Below are 17,733 nucleotides of genomic sequence, written 5' to 3' on the forward strand. Positions count from 1 at the left end.
GAGCGTTCGTGCCGCTCCGCGCGGTGCGAGAGACCGGTCGTTTTGTCGAGCAACACCACGCTTCTCGCGGGTGGGGCTCTCGTCGGCTTCGCCGTCCATCCTCGAGCACTTCCTAGACCCTACGTATCACGATGTACATCAGGCTTACCGGATCAACAGCCCTGTCGGCGGGGCGCCGGCGGCGGTCGCTCGACGAGCTGCGCGCAGCGATCCCCGATCTGCGTGACCTCCAGGCACACTACGAGCATTTCGTGGAACTGGAGCGACCGCTCCGGCCCGAGGAGCGGGAAAGGCTGGAACAGGTATTGGCGTATGGCGAGGGGGCGGCCGAGGACGTCACTTATTCGCTGACCGCGCTGGTCGTGCCTCGCCTCGGAACGATCTCGCCGTGGTCGAGCAAGGCGACCGAGATCGTCCAACGCTGTGGCCTGACGGCGGTGCGGCGGGTCGAGCGCGGCATACGCTACCGTTTCGACCATGCAGGTGAACTGTCTGTGGAAGCCTGGCGCGGACTGACGGCGCGGCTTCACGACCGCATGACGCAAACCGTCCTGGCGGATTGCGACGAGGCGGCGATTTTCGCGCACCATGAACCGGCGCCCCTGGCGACGGTGCCGCTGCTGGCACAGGGGCGAACCGCACTCGCGGCGGCCAACCAGTCCCTCGGACTCGCCCTGTCGGAGGACGAACTCGACTATCTGGCGGACAGCTTTCAAGGCCTGGGTCGGGATCCGACCGACGTCGAACTGATGATGTTCGCCCAGGCCAACTCGGAACATTGCCGACACAAGATTTTCAACGGCAGCTGGACGATCGACGGCGTCCCCCGGCCCGAGTCGCTGTTCGGGATGATCCGCCACACCAGCGCCGTGAGCCCGGCCGGCATTCTCTCGGCTTACCATGACAATGCGGCGGTCGTGGAGGGGCGGGACACGGCGGTGCTGCTGCGGGACCCGAAGACCGGCGATTACCATTACGTGGATGAGCCGTCACACCTGTTGATGAAGGTGGAGACGCACAACCACCCGACGGCGATCTCGCCCCACCCCGGGGCCGCGACCGGCTCCGGCGGCGAAATTCGCGACGAGGCGGCGACCGGGCGCGGTTCGCAGACCAAAGCCGGTCTGGCCGGATTCTCGGTTTCGCATCTGCGCATCCCCGGCTTTCCCCAGCCCTGGGAGACCGCACTCGGCAAGCCGGAACGCATCGCGTCGGCGCTGCAGATCATGCTCGAAGGTCCGATCGGCTCCGCGGCCTTCAACAATGAATTCGGGCGACCGAATCTGTGCGGCTATTTCCGCACCTACGAACAGGACTCTGGCGATCCGGAGGCAATTCGCGGTTACCACAAGCCGATCATGATCGCCGGCGGCATGGGAACCATCCGTTCGCCGAACATCCACAAGCTGAAGATTCCTCCCGGCGCCGCGATCATCGTGCTGGGCGGTCCGGCCATGCTGATCGGGCTGGGTGGCGGCGCCGCGTCGTCGGTGGCGTCGGGCGCCAGCGCCGAGGCACTCGATTACGCCTCGGTCCAGCGCGAGAATCCCGAAATGCAGCGTCGCTGCCAGGAGGTCATCAATCGCTGTGCGGCGCTCGGTGAGCAAAATCCCATCCTGGCGATTCACGACGTGGGTGCCGGCGGGCTCTCCAACGCGGTGCCGGAGATCATTCACGACGCCGGCCGGGGCGGGCGTTTCGAACTGCGGGCCATCCCGAATGACGACCCCGGCATGTCGCCGATGCAAATCTGGTGCAACGAGTCGCAGGAACGGTATGTGCTCGCCGTGGCACCGGAGGCTCTGGCGGCATTCCAGGCGTTTTGCGAGCGGGAGCGCTGTCCGTATTCGGTGCTCGGCTACGCAACCGAAGAGAAAGTCCTGCAGTTGACCGACGCGCGTTTCGATAACGCGCCCGTCGACTTGCCGATGTCGCTGCTGTTCGGCAAGCCACCGAAGATGCATCGATCCGTCGCGCGGGTAAGCCGTGCCTGCGCCGAATTCGACTTTTCGGAAGTCGAACTGGGCGAGGCCGTGCGGCGCGTCCTGCGCTTCCCGGCCGTAGCCGACAAGAGTTTCCTGATTCATATCGGCGACCGCTCGGTCGGCGGGCTGGTCGTGCGCGACCAAATGGTCGGGCCCTGGCAGGTCCCGGTCGCCGATGTGGCCGTGACCGCCGCCGGTTTCCGGGCGGTCCACGGCGAGGCGATGGCGATGGGCGAACGTGCGCCGCTGGCCGTCACCGACGCACCGGCATCGGGGCGGATGGCCGTCGGCGAAGCGCTGACGAATATCGCCGCCGCGCGCATCGGTGCCCTGGGCGACGTCAAGCTGTCAGCGAACTGGATGGCGGCGTGCGGCGCGCCGGGCGAGGACGCACGCCTGTTCGATACGGTCGAGGCCGTGGGGCATGAGCTATGCCCGGCCCTGGGTATCGCGATTCCGGTGGGCAAGGATTCGCTGTCTATGAAGACGGTTTGGTCCGAGCGGGGCGTGCAGCAGACCATGACCGCGCCGGTGTCGCTGATCGTCTCGGCGTTCGCGCCCGTCAGTGATGTGCGCCGCACCTTGACCCCACAGTTGCAAACCGGCGACACGGCGCTGCTGCTCGTCGATCTGGGGTGCGGCCGGCATCGCCTGGGTGGTTCGGTTCTGGCGCAGGTCTATGGCCAGCCCGGCGGGGCCTGTCCGGATCTCGACGACCCGCGGCTGTTCCGCGCGTTCTTCGCCGCGATTCAGGATCTCAACGCAGCGGGGGCCCTGCTCGCGTATCACGATCGTTCGGATGGCGGGTTGCTCGCAAGCCTGTGCGAGATGGCATTCGCCGGCCGCTGCGGCATCGAGATCGATCTCGCTTGCGATGACGCCGAGGTGCTCCCGCTGCTGTTCGCCGAGGAACTCGGCGCCGTGCTGCAAGTGCGGGCCGCGGAGCTTGACGCCGTCCGGACGCTGCTCGAGCGGGCGGGTCTTGGCGCTTGCGTCAGGGTGCTCGGCGCACCGACCGATTCGGGGCGGATCTCGATCCGGAACGGCGGGACGGTATGCTTCGAGGCGACGCGCGCCGAATTGCAGGCTTGCTGGGCAGAGACCAGCTACCGGATGCAGGCGCTGCGCGACGATCCCGGCTGCGCTGCGCAGCAGTACGCGGCCATCGCCGATGGCGGGAGCGCCGCCTTGCACGAGGCGTTGAGTTTCGACCCCGTGGAAGATCCGGCGGCACCGTATCTGAATCTGGCGCGCCCGAGGGTGGCCGTGCTGCGCGAGCAGGGCGTCAACGGTCATGTGGAGATGGCGGCCGCATTCGAGCAGGCCGGCTTCGTCAGCGTCGACGTCCACATGAGCGACCTGGCGGCAGGCCGGGTCAAACTCGCCGATTTCGCGGGATTTGCGGCCTGCGGCGGTTTTTCGTTCGGTGACGTGCTCGGTGCCGGCGGGGGGTGGGCGAAGTCGATTCTGTTCGACGCGCGGTTACGCGACGACTTCGAAGCCTTCTTCCAGCGTTCGGGCACCTTCGCGCTGGGCGTCTGCAATGGCTGCCAGATGATGGCGCAGATGAGGGAGCTGATTCCGGGCGCCGAGCACTGGCCACGCTTCGTGCGTAACGTTTCGGAGCAATTCGAGGCGCGCTGGGTGCCGGTGCGCGTCGGCGGATCGCCTTCGCTGTTCTTCAGCGGCATGGCGGGCTCACGCATGCCGGTGGTCGTGGCGCATGGCGAGGGGCGGGCACAGTTCGACACGCCTGCGGCACTCGCAGCCGCTGGCCCGCTGGTTGCGCTGCAGTATGTGGACGCTGCGGGCGCCCCGACAGAGCGCTTTCCGGAAAACCCCAACGGTTCGCCGCTCGGCATTGCCGGACTCACGACGCCGGACGGGCGTTTCACGATCATGATGCCGCATCCGGAACGTTGCTACCGCGGCTTGCAGAACAATTGGCGGTCGGTGAGCAGCGAGCAGGAAGGCGCGTGGCGCCGCATGTTCCGGAACGCGCGGGCGTTTCTGCGCTGAAACCGGCGGACGATCCTTGCCAACCGGGCGGGCCGCAGGGTACTCTACGCGGCTTTCCCGGGTCGGCGCGAGAAACGCGATGAGCACTCGCCTCGATTCCTTGGTGTGCTGCGCGTGTGGAGACACCGCCTTCATCGCAGCGCCCCGATTGTCGTACGGTTTCCTTTGGGTGTGTTCATGGTTCAAGCGCTAACGGTTCTGCATGTACTGGTTGCTCTGGCGATCATCGGTCTGGTCATGATCCAGAGGGGCCGGGGGGCTGATGCCGGCGCGGGTTTCGGTGGTTCCTCGAACACCTTCTTCGGTGCCCGGGGTGCTGCCACGTTTCTGTCGAAGTCGACGGCGATCGCGGCCGTGGTGTTTTTCAGCACCAGCCTCACGCTTGCCTATTTGTCCGATCACAGGGACAATAAACCGGCTGACATCATGGACACGCCGGCCGCTCCCAAGACTTCGTCGGACTTGCCGCCGGTACCACAGCCTGCCAAGGCGCCGAGCGACCTGCCGCAGTCTGCAGACGTCCCGAGCGGGGCTCCCGCACCCGCCAAGTGAGCTTGCCGGGGCCGGATCGTTCCTGATCAGTTTCCTAGCCGATGTGGTGGAATTGGTAGACACGCCATCTTGAGGGGGTGGTGACGCAAGTCGTGTCGGTTCAAGTCCGACCATCGGCACCAACAGTTTCCACGGGCGACGTGGTCGGTTTCCTGCCGACCCGGCGCATTGCCTGAAGCACCATGCAATTTTCCATTGCAGCCAGCGCCGGACCGGCGCGACGCGGTGAGCTGTCGCTCAGCCACGGCACGGTGCAGACTCCCGCCTTCATGCCGGTCGGCACCTATGGCACCGTCAAGGCCATGACCCCGGAAGAGTTGCGGGGGCTGGGCGCCGAAATTATCCTCGGCAATACCTTTCACCTGATGCTGCGCCCGGGCACCGACATCGTCGGTCTACACGGGGGGCTGCACGGTTTCATGCATTGGGACGGTCCGATCCTGACCGATTCCGGCGGTTTCCAGGTGTTCAGCCTCGGGGCGATGCGGAAGATCACGGAGGAGGGCGTCCGTTTCCGCTCGCCGATCGATGGTTCGCCGGTGTTTCTGGGCCCCGAGGAGTCGATGGCCGTGCAGCGTGCGCTCGGGTCGGACATCGTGATGATCTTCGACGAATGCACACCCTATCCGGCTAGCTACGAGGCAGCGCAATCGTCGATGCGACTCTCGCTGCGCTGGGCCGAGCGTAGCCTGCGCGCCCACCAGGGCAATCCGAATGCGCTGTTCGGCATCGTTCAGGGCGGCATCTACGAAGCGCTGCGACAGGAGTCGCTGACGGGGCTGGTCAGCCTGGGATTTGATGGGTACGCGATCGGCGGACTCTCGGTGGGGGAGCCCAAGGAGGATCGGCGGCGTGTGCTCGGCGCGCTGCTACCCGCAATGCCGTGGGACCGGCCGCGTTACCTGATGGGGGTTGGGACGCCCGAGGATATCGTCGAAGCCGTGGGTCTGGGCATCGACATGTTCGACTGCGTGCTGCCCACCCGTAATGCGCGAAACGGCCATCTGTTCACCCGCTTCGGTGACCTGCGGATTCGCAACGCCGGTTTCCGTGACGACCGGCGCCCCATCGACGAACAGTGTGGCTGCTACACCTGCCGGAACTACAGTCGCGCCTATTTGCGGCATCTGGACAAATGCGGCGAGATCCTCGGCGCCCGCCTGAACACGATACACAACCTGTATTACTACCAGGACCTGATGCGCGGCATTCGCGGTGCCATCGAAGCCGATGCGTGGTCTGCTTTCGTGGCTGACTTTTTGCGGAATCGCGGCGCCGCTTAGCGCGTTTTGTGCCATAATGCCGCGCTTTTAACGACGACCGCCGCGAGGCTTAGACCCGTATGGATTTCCTGATATCGAGTGCACATGCGCAGGCTGCCGGCCCTGCCGCGCAGGAGCCCGGATTCGCCGGACTCATTCTGCCGATCGCGATCCTGCTGATGTTCTTCTTGCTGTTCGTGCTGCCGCAGCATCGGCGTGGCCGCGAGCAGAAGAAAATGATCGAGTCGCTGGCCAAAGGCGTCGAGGTGGTGACCAACGGCGGGCTGCTCGGCAAGATCGTCGACCTCGACGAGAACTTCATCGTGCTGGAAGTGGGCGACAACGTGCAGGTAAACGTCCAGCGTCACGCTGTGGCCTCGCTGATGCCGAAGGGCACCTACAAGGCGAGCAAGCGAAAGCAGGAAAAACTGGACAAACCCGCCTCCTAAGCCGCGCGGCCCGCGTCGGACGAAGGGATTCCCTTCGTCCGGCTGAGTACTGGAAGACACTATGCGCAATTCGTTTCCCCTCTGGAAAAATCTGCTGATCCTGGGCGTGCTGCTCTGGGCCTTCATCTATGCGTTGCCGAATTTCTTCGGCGAAGACCCTTCCGTGCAGTTGTCGCCGGTGCGGTCCGCCAAGGTCGACGACACGGTCCGGCAGCAGGTCGAAGAGTTGCTGCAGGGTCAGGGCCTGAAGCCACAAAAGGTCGAACTGAGCGACAAGCGGCTGCTGATCCGCTTTGCCGATACCGACGCGCAGCTCAAGGCAGCCGATGCGATCGAGAAGGCCATGGGCACCAATTACACGGTCGCACTGAATCTGGCGCCCGCGACACCGGGCTGGCTGCGGGCGATAGGTGCCCAACCCATGTACCTGGGCCTGGACCTACGGGGCGGCGTGCATTTCATGATGCAGGTCGACATGGAAGCCGCAATCAAACAGCGCGAAGAGCGCTACGCCGAGGACGTGCGGACCCTGCTGCGCGAGAACAAGCTGCGCTACCGCTCGGTCGACCGCCAGAACGGTACCATCCGCGCGCAGTTCGACGACACGGCGACGCTGGCGCAGGCGCAAAGTGTGCTGGGCCGCGAGTTCCGCGGGCTGCTGATCGATACCGACGAGAGTCAGAATGTCCTGCTTGCGACCTTGTCCGAAGTCGAGAAGCGGGAAGTGCAGAAGTTCGCCGTGGGCCAGAACATCACGACCCTGCGCAACCGTGTGAATGAACTGGGCGTGGCCGAACCGGTGATCCAGCAACAGGGGACGGACCGGATCGTCGTGCAGTTGCCCGGCGTGCAGGACACGGCCCGGGCCAAGGAAATCCTCGGTGCCACGGCGACCCTGGAGTTCCGGCTGGTCGATACCGAGCACAGCGTTCCGTCGTCGGCCGATTCGCGGGTGCCCCTGACGGCACAGTTGTACCGCGACCGTGCGGGACAGCCGATTCTGCTGCAGCGTAAGATCATCGTGACGGGCGATCAGGTGGTCGACGCGGCCTCCGGTATGGATCAGCAGTCGGGGACGCCCGCCGTGTTCGTGACGCTGAACAGCATCGGCGCGAAACGGATGGCGGATACCAGCGCGGTCAACATCGGGAAACCGATGGCCGTCGTGTTCATCGAGAACAAGTCCGAGACCAAGGAAGTCAACGGCAAGAAAGTCACCACACGCAAGAAGGTCGAGGAAGTCATCAACGTGGCGACGATCCGCGACCGATTGACCAAGCGCTTCCAGATCACCGGACTCGACACCGCGGATGAGGCCCGTAATCTCGCGCTGTTGCTGCGAGCCGGGGCCCTGGCGGCGCCGGTTGACATCGTCGAGGAGCGCACCGTAGGCCCCAGCCTCGGGAAGGAGAACATCGATCAGGGTGTGCGTTCGTTCGTCATCGGCTTCGCCGCGATCATCGTCATCATGCTCGTATATTACAAGGTGTTCGGGCTGATCGCCGCCTTCACGCTGATCTTCAACGTGGCATTGATTCTAGCGATCCTGTCGCTACTGCAGGCGACGCTGACCTTGCCCGGCATCGCCGGCATCACCCTGACCATCGGCATGGCGGTGGATGCCAACGTGCTGATCTATGAGCGTATCAAGGAGGAATTGCGCAACGGCAACTCTCCGCAATCGGCGATCTATGCCGGCTTCGAGCGCGCCTTCAGCACGATTTTCGATTCGAACATCACGACCCTGCTGGCCGCCGTGATGCTGTTCGGCATCGGGTCGGGGCCTGTCAAGGGTTTCGCGGTCACGCTGACCATCGGCATCCTGACGTCGATGTTCACCGCCGTCATGTGCACGCGCATGATGGTGAACTGGGTTTATGGGCAGCGCCGCGCCGCGAAGCTGTGGATTTGAATCGAGCCGGCCGAATTTCATTGAGGACCCGCATCCGTGGCTGAAACCATCACCCGCAACTACAAGATCGACTTTCTCGGCAAGCGGACTATCGCCGTGGGCCTGTCGGTCATACTGAGCCTGGCCGCGATCGTCTCGCTGTTCGTCAGGGGACTGAACTTCGCGATCGACTTCACCGGTGGTACCGTGGTCGAAGCGACCTATGACAACCCGCCCGATCTGAACGCGATCCGGTTGCAACTCGAGACGGCCGGGTTCCACGGTCCGACCGCGCAGCATTTCGGCACTGCTCGCACCGTCCTGATCCGGTTGCCGCCGGAGGCGAATGCTGACGGTGGCCCGGCCAAGGACGGAACTGCCAAGGACCCAGTCGCCGAAGATCTCGGGCTGGCCCAGAATGACCTCAAGAGCCGCGTATCGGCCGCTTTGAATACCGATCCGGCGTTCAAGGCCACGATTACGCGGGTGGAATTCGTCGGGCCCCAGGTGGGCGATGACCTGACGGAGAGCAGCATCCTGGCGCTGGTGCTGGCGACGATCGGGATCCTCGTGTACGTCGCATGGCGTTTCGAATATCGCTTCTCGCTGGGTGCGATTCTGGCGACGTTGCACGATATCGTCATGATTTTCGGGATCTTCTCGTTTTTCCAGCTGGACTTCGATCTCAGCGTGCTGGCGGCAATTCTTGCGGTCATGGGCTACTCGCTGAACGATACGATCGTCGTGTTCGACCGGATCCGCGAGAATTTCCGGAAATACCGCCGCGGCGAGGTGATCGACATCATGAACCTGTCGATCAACGAAACCCTGAGCCGCACCTTGATGACCTCGTTCCTGACGTTTGTCACCGTCCTGGCGATGGCGATCTGGGGCGGCGAGATCATCCATAACTTTGCGATCGCGCTGATCATCGGTATCGTCGTGGGCACCTATTCGTCGATCTACGTGGCCAGTGCGCTGGCTCTGCGCCTCGGCGTCAGCCGCGCGGACCTTTTGCTGCCGGAAAAGGAAGGCGCGGTCGACACCCGCCCCTGATCTCCCGTGGCGCGGTGGCCGGTTTCCCCGGCACCGGCGCGCATGCCAGAGCGCTCCAGGAGCGCTATTGTGTCCCCCAGAAAGCCCTCCGCGGAGGGCTGTAAACCCATCCCCATGCAGCCGAGTCCTTCGATCTCGGGCGCATCTTGATCGACCGCCCGCGCCAAGGCGCACCCGTGAATCCCTGTGTCCCCGCGGTACAGCGTTGCCAACAATGGAATGATGCTTCCATTTTGGAATGACGAAATTACTTTTTATTATTAGGTGTTCTTAGTCGGGTACGATACGCTGACAGCACTGCACCTTGGCCTGTTATTTGCGTGATTCTGAGAGTCCGCGGTAAATGACGGCCTGGTTCGGTTCGGGTATCGCCACGCACCACCGGTGCGGCCCTTCGCGGTGGACCCGTCGGTTTCCACTCTTTTCGAAGACTTCAAAAGGGAGATTCGATGCCCCAACGCTCTGATATCGCTTCGGTCCCGACCGGGGCCTACAAGTTCATCCCTGCCCTCGATTCGCTGCGACGCTACTCGTGGCAGGATGGTCGTAGTGACCTGTTGGCGGGCCTCACCGTGGCCACGGTCGCGGTGCCGCAAGCCATGGCCTACGGTCTGGTCGCGGGATTGCCCGCGGAATACGGTCTTTACACGGCCATCGTGATGACGGCGGTCGGTGCGCTGTTTGACTCGTCACGTCAGCTGATCAACGGGCCGACGAATGCGACCTCGATTGCACTGCTAAGCGTGATCGCGTCGGTGGCGCCGGAATCGAAGATCGAAGCGGCGATGCTCGTGGCCTTCATGGTCGGTGTCGTGCAGCTCGCGATCACCGCGGCGCGACTCGGGGACCTCACGCGCTATGTTTCGCATTCGGTGATCGTCGGTTTCACGCTGGGGGCGGGCTCGTTGATCGTGCTGGACCAGATGAAGAACCTGCTCGGCAAGAAGGCCATGGGCGGGGTGCACGATCATTTCCTGTCGCGCTTCTGGCAGACGATGACGGAAGGCGGGGCGATCCACGCGGACACGCTGTGGGTCGGGCTGGGCACGATGGCCGCGGTGCTGCTGTTACGCTGGTTCAAGAACAAGATCGGCTGGCGATTTCTGCCGGAGTTGCTGATCGTGGTGGTCGGGGCAGCGTGGCTCTCGTGGTCCTTCGGCCTGGAAGCGCGCGGCGTGAAGATCATCGGGGACATTCCGGCCAAGTTGCCGTCGTTCCAGTGGCCGAACTTCGATGCCGCGATGATGCGCGACTTCGCGACAGGCTCCCTGGCGATTGCGATGCTGGGCTTGCTCGAAGCCTTGTCGATGGCCAAGGCTATCGCGGCCGTGACACGGCAGAAGCTGGACATGAACCAGCAATGTCTCAGCGAGGGTCTGGCGAACTTTACCGGCAGCTTCTTTCAGTGCATTCCGGGCTCGGGGTCACTGACGCGTTCGGCCATCAACCAGCAGGCGGGTGCCGCGTCCCAGTGGTCCGGTGTGATCTCCGCCATCGCAGTCGCGGTCATCATGTTGGCCTTCGCGCCCTATGCCCGGTTCATACCCAAGGCGGTGCTCGCCGGTATCCTGTTTCTGTCGGCCTGGAAAATGGTGGACTGGCACGCACTGCGTTATCACGTTCGGGCTACGCGTTTCGACGCTGCCATCGTGGCCGTGACGGCCTTCTCGGCGGTCGGCATTTCGATCGAGTTCTGCGTCCTGATCGGCATTTTCATGTCCTTCATGCTGGCCGTCCCGCGCGCTGGGCGGATGCGGCTATCGGAATTTGTCGTCACGCGAGACGGCGCCATTCACGAACGCCTGCCCGAGGACGAGCCGTGTTCCAAGATCCTGTTGTTCGGGCTCGAGGGCGAGCTGTTCTTCGGGTCCACCGCAGCGCTGGACAAGCATTTCGAATATATCGAGAGCCTGATCGGTCCGGACACGGAAGTTCTGCTGCTGCGCATGAAGCGGGCGCGAAATCCGGATGCGGTGGCGTTGAACCTTCTCGAGAGCTTTCTCGATCGGGTGCGCGCCCGCGGGGTCAAGGTGGTCATGTGTGGTGTAAGTCCCCATCTGCATGACGTGATGCAGCGGACGGGCTTTGCCGACCGGTTGGGTGAGAAAGAGTTGTTCCTGGAGCAACCGGTGCGGCTGACCAGCACCATACAGGCCGTCCGCCATGCCTACGAGCTGATCTCGGAGCCGTGCCCTACCTGTCCGCGTCGCGAGACGCCGATCGGCGAGACACCGCTTTACTTCGTTCCTTGAGGTAGTCCCCCGCGGCGGGGCGGATTCGCTTCTGCCCCGCAGCGCCTCAGCCGGCTGGTACACCCCTACCATCGGCAGGCCTGGTGGGCCGCGGCAACCAACGCCGCAGTGCCGGGGCCGTCATCATCGTACTCAGCACCGCCATCAGCACCAGCATGGTGAAGACCGATGGCGGAATCACGCCGAGGTCCAGCCCGACATTCGCGATGACCAGTTCCAACAGGCCACGTGTATTCATCATGATCGCCACATTCCGTGACGAAGACGCATCCAGCCCGCTCCAGCGCGCGGCAAGATAACAGCCGCCGAACTTTCCCGTGACGGCGAGTAGCAGCGCGAGCGCAAAGGCGCCGCACAGTTGAGGGCTGTCGAGGTGGCCCACATTGGTGCGCAGCCCCGTGTAAGTGAAGAAAACCGGCATGAAGAACACCATGACCAGGTCGGCTGCCCTGGCTTTCCAGGCTTCGACCAAGGCGCGCTGGTCGTGTAGCAGCATACCGATCACAAAGCCACCGAAGATCGCGAACAGACCCAGCCAGTTGGTGACGATCGCAGACAGAAACACGGCCGCCAGCAACAGCGCCATCAGGTCCTGCGTCAGAACGTCGTCGCCCCGGCGCATGACACGCACCAGCCAGCGCAGCAGCGGCCGCACCACCCACCAGCATGCCAGGCCATAAAGGCCCAGATAACCGAGCTGCAGCAGTGTGTCGAAAGCCGCCAGCCGGCTCGTCACCCAGGTGCTGATCAGGGCCAGCAGGGTCCAGCCGATGGCGTCGGTGATGGCTGCTGCAGCGATGGTGATCACGCCGATGCGGGTCTGTGTCAGTCCGTACTCCATCATGATGCGCCCGAGGACCGGAACTGCCGTGATCGAGAACGCGGTGGCCAGGAACAGGGAATAGGCCGACCTGTCGATGAACGGGGCCAGCTTGGCCGATGATCCGAAGCCGAAGCCAAAGCCGAAAATGAAGGGGCAGATGATGCCGACCAGGGCCACGGCAATCGCTGCGCGCTTGTTGCGCCGGGCCTGCAGGTGACCGAAGTCGAACTCGAGGCCGATCTGGAACATCAGCAGGATAAGTCCGATCTGGCTGATGATGCCGATCGGAAGGGTATCGGTCGACTGGAAGACGAAGGCCTGCGCGGACGGTGCCAGCCGCCCGAACAGGGAGGGGCCCAGCAGCAGGCCCGCCAGCATCTCGCCGACGGCCCGCGGTTGCCCCAACCGCTGGGCGAGCCCGCCGGCAACTCGCCCCAGCACGATGATGAGGCTCAGTTGCAGGAGGACGAACAGGAGAACCTGCTCCAGTCCCTGACCTGGAGGGACTCCCTGATGCGCCACGCGAGCGGGTCAGGCCGGCTGCCGGAGACGGCTGTGCCGGTAGGAATAGCCGAAATAGATGACCAGGCCGATGCCCAGCCAGACGACAAAACGCACCCAGGTCAGGGTCGGCAGGAAGCCCATCAGCGCGAGGCACATCGCCGCACCGAGCAACGGGAACACGGGATTGATGGGGGTGCGGAACGGACGCTTCAGCTCGGGCTGGGTGATGCGCAGCGTGATCACACCGAAACAGACCAGAACGAAAGCGAACAACGTGCCGATGTTGACCAGTTCGGCGAGTTCTCCGAGCGGCACCATTCCGGCAACCGCCGCGATGAACAGCCCGCAGATCACAATGACGCGGATCGGCGTCTGGGTGCGGGCGTTCACCGTCGAGAACCAGTCCGACAACAGCCCGTCGCGCGACATCGCATAGATGATCCGGGTCAGGCCGTAGTAGAGCACCAGCATCACCGTGGTAAGCCCGGCGATGACCCCGGTGGACACGAGCGCCGAGGCCCATCGAAAGCCGATCAGTTGCAGCGCATGAGCCACGGGCGATGCCACGTTGAGATCGGCGTACGGCACGATCGCGGTCAACAGGCCGGCCACGATGATGTAAACCGTCGTGCAGAAGGCCAGGGAACCGAGGATACCGATCGGGACGTCCCGTTTCGGATTGTGCGCTTCCTCGGCGGCGGTCGAGACCGCATCGAAGCCCACGTACGCAAAGAACACGATGGATGCGCCGGCCAGTACGCCCACGGGCTTGCCGTCGGCGTTGTGGCTGAACCAGCCAAAGGGCATGAAGGGATCCCAGTTGGCCGGATTGACGTTGAATACGGCGATGGTCACGAAGACCGTGATCGTGATCAGCTTGACCGAGACCATCACGGCATTGAGTCTGGCACTTTCCTTGGCCCCGACGATCAGCAGCGCCATCAGGAAAAAGATGATGGCCGAGGCGGGCAGGTTGATGATGCCGCCGAGCTCGGGCGCTTTGGTCAGCTCGTCCGGTAGCGGGAAGCCGATCGCATTCAGCGCCTGGCAGAGGTACCCGGACCAGCCGTTCGCGACCGCGGCGACCGAAATCGCATACTCGAGCATCAAGTCCCAACCGATGATCCAGGCAATGATCTCGCCGAAGGCAGCGTAGCTGTAGCCGTATGCGCTGCCGCAACCGCCGACGCTGGAGGCGAGTTCGGCATAGGACAGGGCGGCGAAGGCGCAGGCCAGACCGGCGATGACGAACGAAATCGTTACCGCCGGCCCGGCCTGCGTGGCGGCGGCGATGCCGGTCAACACAAAAATTCCGGTGCCGATGATGGCCCCTATGCCGAGCAGCGTCAGGTCGGTTGCACTGAGACAGCGCCGGAGCCCGCTCTCCTCGAAATCGTCTGGTGTGCTGGTCTTGGTGCGAAACATCTGCATGTGGCTACTCCTGGACTGCGAGGATGGGATGCGGTGTCGAACAATCGCGTGGGTCAGAAGAATCGAGCATTCATCGCGAAATGGACCAGGATGCTGGCAGCGTAGCCCAGGGCAATAACCGGCGCCCATTTCAGATGCGAAACGAAATTGTAAAGGCCGCGGGTTTGTCCCAGTAGTCCTACGCCCGCCGCCGACCCGATGGCGAGCAGACTGCCGCCACAGCCGGCAGTCAGCGTGACCAGCAGCCACTGCCCCTCGGACAGGGCGGGCTGCATGGTCAATACCGCATACATGATGGTGCCGTTGTCGACAAAGGCTGACACGATGCCCACCAGCAAGTTGGCGACCGTGGGGTCCAGGTCGGTGTAAAGGAGTTGCGACGCCAGGGTCCCGTAGCCGATGAAGCTGAGCCCGCCGACGCTGACCATCACACCGTAGAAGAACAACAGGGTGTCCCACTCAAGCTGAGCGACGTTGTGGAACACATCAAAAAACTGCTTCGTCTCACCCGGATCCCCCGGTATTTCCGCTCCTTCCAGATCGTCGGTGTCCTTTTGGGCCGGTAGGGTTGACGAAGGTCGGATGCGCGTTCGGTAGAGATAGTAAAAGTAGAATTTCAGGTAGCTCAGTCCGGCTAGCATGCCGGCCGCGGGCGGAAGCTGGAGGAAATGCTCGAACGAGACCGCGGTCAGGATCGTCAACAGGAATAGGATGATGATGCCCGATGCGCCCCGGCGCAAGGGTACGGCCTTGCCGGCCGATGCCGGCTTGCCCGTCGGGATCCAGAATTGCATGATCAACGCGGGTACCAGGAAGTTGACCACCGACGGAATGAACAGCGTAAAGAAGTCGACGAAGGGTACGACGCCCTTTTGCCAGACCAGAAGGGTAGTGATATCGCCAAAGGGGCTGAACGATCCGCCGGCATTGGTCGCCACCACGACGTTGACGCAGGCGATGGTGATAAAGCGGCGATTGTTCTTCGCCATCGCCATCAGGACCGCGCCCATCAGCAGGGCGGTCGTCAGATTGTTGCAGACGGAAGACAGGAAGAACGACTGGATCCCCGTGATCCAGAACAGCTTGCGATAACCGAAACCCTTGCTTAGCAGCCAGATGCGTAAGGTGTCGAAAACGCCGCGCTGCTCCATGGCGTTGAGATAGGTCATCGATACCAGTATGAACAGGAACAACTCGGCATAACCCTCCAGCGAGCGACGGAACGCGCTGCCAGAAATCTCGCCCAGTCCGCCGGAGACGTACACGGCGGCGATCAGCGCCCAGATAAGGCTGGCGGCGAGCACCATCGGCTTTGACTTGCGGAGCATCGTGCTCTCTTCGAGCATCGCAAAGACATAGGCGAGGAAGAAGATGACGATGGCGGCGATCCCGACCCAGTTTCCGCTCAGATCGATGGTGCGCGAAGCATCAGCCTCGGTCGCGTTGGCAAGGCCGGGCAGCGCAGCCGGCAGCAATGCAGTGAGAATTCGGACGGCAGCGTTCATCTCAGGCAAGGTTTCCTCAAGTTTTGACATCGAACGGATGGGGAGAAACGGTCGGGTGGCAAGCGGGCGCTCGGCTCGCTTCACGGCGGCATGCCGCTGACCGCCGGCTGACGCCCACGGCACTGGGGGAGCAGAGAACGAGATATGGAACAGGGGGAGGGCGATCCGGAGGCGGGATCGCCTGAAGCGTCGGTCGCCGTTGAATGATACCAGTCATTTTTCCCGTACCAGTCGCTGCGGGTGGGCTGCCTCGGGATCGACGCTCCTGTGCCGTGACCCGGGCTGGAAAGGGTGGCGGCCGGTGCGGTCTCAGCGTTCCCAGCACGTTGCCGGCATTGACCGTCGCCGCGTGGGCACCGTTGAAGACCTCCTTCAGGGTGTACAGAGGACTGGTCCCAACGTCACCGTAAACGACGCCGACGGCGCCTGGAGCGAGCTTGAACAGGTTGCGGGGCTGGTGTTCGGCAGGAATCTGCATCAGGAGGGCGCGGTTTACTCGCCCGGATGCTAACAGACGGAATCCGGTGCCGGCGTAAAGATCCTATAAAGATCGGCGTATCCGTTCGATCGCCTCGGCCATCCTGGATATCGACGTCGTATAGGCGAACCGTACGTAGCGTTCGTGCCGATACCGACCGAAATCCTTGCCCGGCGTGACGGCGACAGCCTGGTCCTCGAGCAGGCGCCGGGCGAACTCGAAGCTGTCGTTGGTGTGGGCGCTGGCGTCCGCATAGACGTAGAAGGCACCCTCCGGTATGGCCGGTATGCCGAAGTCGAGAGCCCGGAGGGCACCGACCAGATAATCGCGCCGGGCCTGAAACTCCTGTCGGCGGCCTTCGAGTTCGGTTCGACACTCGGGCCCCAGGGCGGCGAGCGCGGCGTGCTGGCTCGGCGTCGGGGCCGAGATGAAAAGGTTCTGTGCGACTGTCTCTGCGGCACGGGCGAAAGCCTCCGGCACGATCACCCAGCCGATGCGCCAGCCGGTCAGGCCGAAATATTTCGAGAAACTGTTGACGACGAAGGCCTGATCGGAAAAATTCAGGGCCGAAGGGCTGGAACTCGCATACTCCAGTCCGTGGTAGATTTCGTCGGAAATGAAGTGGCCGCCGCGCTCGATGACCGCGGTGATCAAACGCTCGAACATCGGTGGGTCGATGACGGTGCCGGTCGGGTTCGCCGGGGACGCCAAGATGGTGCCGACGGTGTCCGCATCCCAATGCTGCAGCACCGCGTCGACACTCAGGTGGAAGCGCGTCTCGGCCTCCACCGGTATCAACCGGCTATTTCCGCCGAACAGGGTGACGAGGTTTCCGTAACAGGGATAGCCCGGATCGCTGAGCAGCAGGCGTTGGCCCGGTGCCAGGATCAGACCGAGTGCGATCAGGAAACCGCCGGAGGCGCCCGGTGTCACGACGATGCGATGCGGCGGAATGTCGATCCCGTAGCGCTCAAGGTAATGCGCGGCGATGGCCTCGCGCAGGGAAGGCAGGCCGATCGCCGGCGTGTAGGCAACGCGGCCGGCGCGCAGAAACTCGGTCGCTGCCGCGATGACCGGCGCCGGCGTCGGGAAATCGGGCTCGCCGATCTCGAGATGGATCACATCGCGGCCCAGGCATTCCAGTTCCTTGGCTCGGGCGAGGATTTCCATGACGAAGAAGGGGGTCAATTCACGCATCGGCGAAAAAGCCTGGGTTGGGTAGGTCGCTCGGGGCCGAGGCGATAGGCATTGGTGCGCCCTCGGACAGGGGCGGTGTATCGTGTCGGTGCGCGTGCTCTTTCCTGGTGCGCCGCACTTTCGTCGATTTCGGCAATGTGACCTTCGGGACGGATCATACGCGACTCCCTGCGACGATGTGGAGCGTATCGGCCGGCTCGTTTCGTCGTAATATCCTGTCCCGTGACGTTTTCGGTCGGGACTTCCGCGCGCTGTCCGCCGCCGGGTGCGTCGCCTTACCGCCCGCGGCAAGGAGATTTCACGCGCAAGGCTATGGCGTGTAATTTGCT

General features: G+C 63.6%; 12 protein-coding genes and 1 tRNA gene. 8 read left to right on the forward strand and 5 right to left on the reverse strand.

Translation table 11 applies throughout. The annotated features are described in order from the left end of the window. The first annotated feature begins 131 nt into the window (after positions 1 to 131). The 8 genes from purL (at position 132) to BWR02_RS02755 (ending at position 11,466) form a co-directional block, all read left to right on the forward strand. Positions 132 to 4,004, forward strand: coding sequence for a phosphoribosylformylglycinamidine synthase (purL, locus tag BWR02_RS02720; RefSeq protein ID WP_139556237.1), 3,873 nt, complete (start codon positions 132 to 134; stop codon positions 4,002 to 4,004). 177 nt (positions 4,005 to 4,181) lie between these two features. Next, positions 4,182 to 4,556 carry a preprotein translocase subunit SecG gene (secG, locus tag BWR02_RS02725; protein WP_139556238.1) on the forward strand — a complete coding sequence of 125 codons (375 nt, stop codon included), beginning with the start codon at positions 4,182 to 4,184 and terminating at the stop codon, positions 4,554 to 4,556. 37 nt (positions 4,557 to 4,593) lie between these two features. Continuing rightward, positions 4,594 to 4,678: transfer RNA gene (locus BWR02_RS02730), tRNA-Leu, on the forward strand. Between the two features lie 60 nt (positions 4,679 to 4,738). Further along, positions 4,739 to 5,839, forward strand: coding sequence for a tRNA guanosine(34) transglycosylase Tgt (gene tgt, locus BWR02_RS02735; protein WP_139556239.1), 1,101 nt, complete (start codon positions 4,739 to 4,741; stop codon positions 5,837 to 5,839). 59 nt (positions 5,840 to 5,898) lie between these two features. Next, positions 5,899 to 6,267: a preprotein translocase subunit YajC gene (gene yajC, locus BWR02_RS02740; protein ID WP_129883552.1), complete on the forward strand. Its 369-nt coding sequence runs from the start codon at positions 5,899 to 5,901 to the stop codon at positions 6,265 to 6,267. A gap of 61 nt (positions 6,268 to 6,328) precedes the next feature. After that, positions 6,329 to 8,179 (forward strand): protein translocase subunit SecD, encoded by a 1,851-nt coding sequence (gene secD, locus BWR02_RS02745; protein WP_139556240.1) that lies wholly within the window; start codon positions 6,329 to 6,331, stop codon positions 8,177 to 8,179. Positions 8,180 to 8,215: 36 nt separating this feature from the next. After that, complete coding sequence (secF, locus tag BWR02_RS02750) at positions 8,216 to 9,214, forward strand: protein translocase subunit SecF (RefSeq protein WP_139556241.1); 999 nt, start codon at positions 8,216 to 8,218, stop codon at positions 9,212 to 9,214. A 449-nt stretch (positions 9,215 to 9,663) separates the two neighbouring features. After that, positions 9,664 to 11,466, forward strand: coding sequence for a SulP family inorganic anion transporter (locus tag BWR02_RS02755; RefSeq protein ID WP_139556242.1), 1,803 nt, complete (start codon positions 9,664 to 9,666; stop codon positions 11,464 to 11,466). 46 nt (positions 11,467 to 11,512) lie between these two features. Here the strand turns inward: BWR02_RS02755 and BWR02_RS02760 are convergent, their stop codons facing one another. The 5 genes from BWR02_RS02760 to BWR02_RS02780 form a co-directional block, all read right to left on the reverse strand. After that, positions 11,513 to 12,811: a cation:proton antiporter gene (locus tag BWR02_RS02760; protein ID WP_139556243.1), complete on the reverse strand. Its 1,299-nt coding sequence runs from the start codon at positions 12,809 to 12,811 to the stop codon at positions 11,513 to 11,515. Positions 12,812 to 12,820: 9 nt separating this feature from the next. Continuing rightward, positions 12,821 to 14,224 (reverse strand): APC family permease, encoded by a 1,404-nt coding sequence (locus BWR02_RS02765; protein ID WP_139556244.1) that lies wholly within the window; start codon positions 14,222 to 14,224, stop codon positions 12,821 to 12,823. A 53-nt stretch (positions 14,225 to 14,277) separates the two neighbouring features. Then, the gene (gene nhaD / locus BWR02_RS02770) at positions 14,278 to 15,729 is read right to left on the reverse strand and encodes a sodium:proton antiporter NhaD (RefSeq protein WP_139556245.1); all 1,452 of its coding nucleotides are present in this window, start codon (positions 15,727 to 15,729) and stop codon (positions 14,278 to 14,280) included. 16 nt (positions 15,730 to 15,745) lie between these two features. Continuing rightward, on the reverse strand, positions 15,746 to 16,207 hold the full coding sequence (locus BWR02_RS21200; RefSeq protein WP_236101854.1) for a KUP/HAK/KT family potassium transporter: 462 nt from the start codon (positions 16,205 to 16,207) through the stop codon (positions 15,746 to 15,748). Between the two features lie 63 nt (positions 16,208 to 16,270). Then, on the reverse strand, positions 16,271 to 17,404 hold the full coding sequence (locus tag BWR02_RS02780) for an aminotransferase class I/II-fold pyridoxal phosphate-dependent enzyme (RefSeq protein ID WP_139556246.1): 1,134 nt from the start codon (positions 17,402 to 17,404) through the stop codon (positions 16,271 to 16,273). Positions 17,405 to 17,733: the final 329 nt, after the last annotated feature.

The sequence above is a fragment of the Methylotetracoccus oryzae genome (assembly GCF_006175985.1).
GTDB classification, from domain to species: Bacteria; Pseudomonadota; Gammaproteobacteria; order Methylococcales; family Methylococcaceae; genus Methylotetracoccus; species Methylotetracoccus oryzae.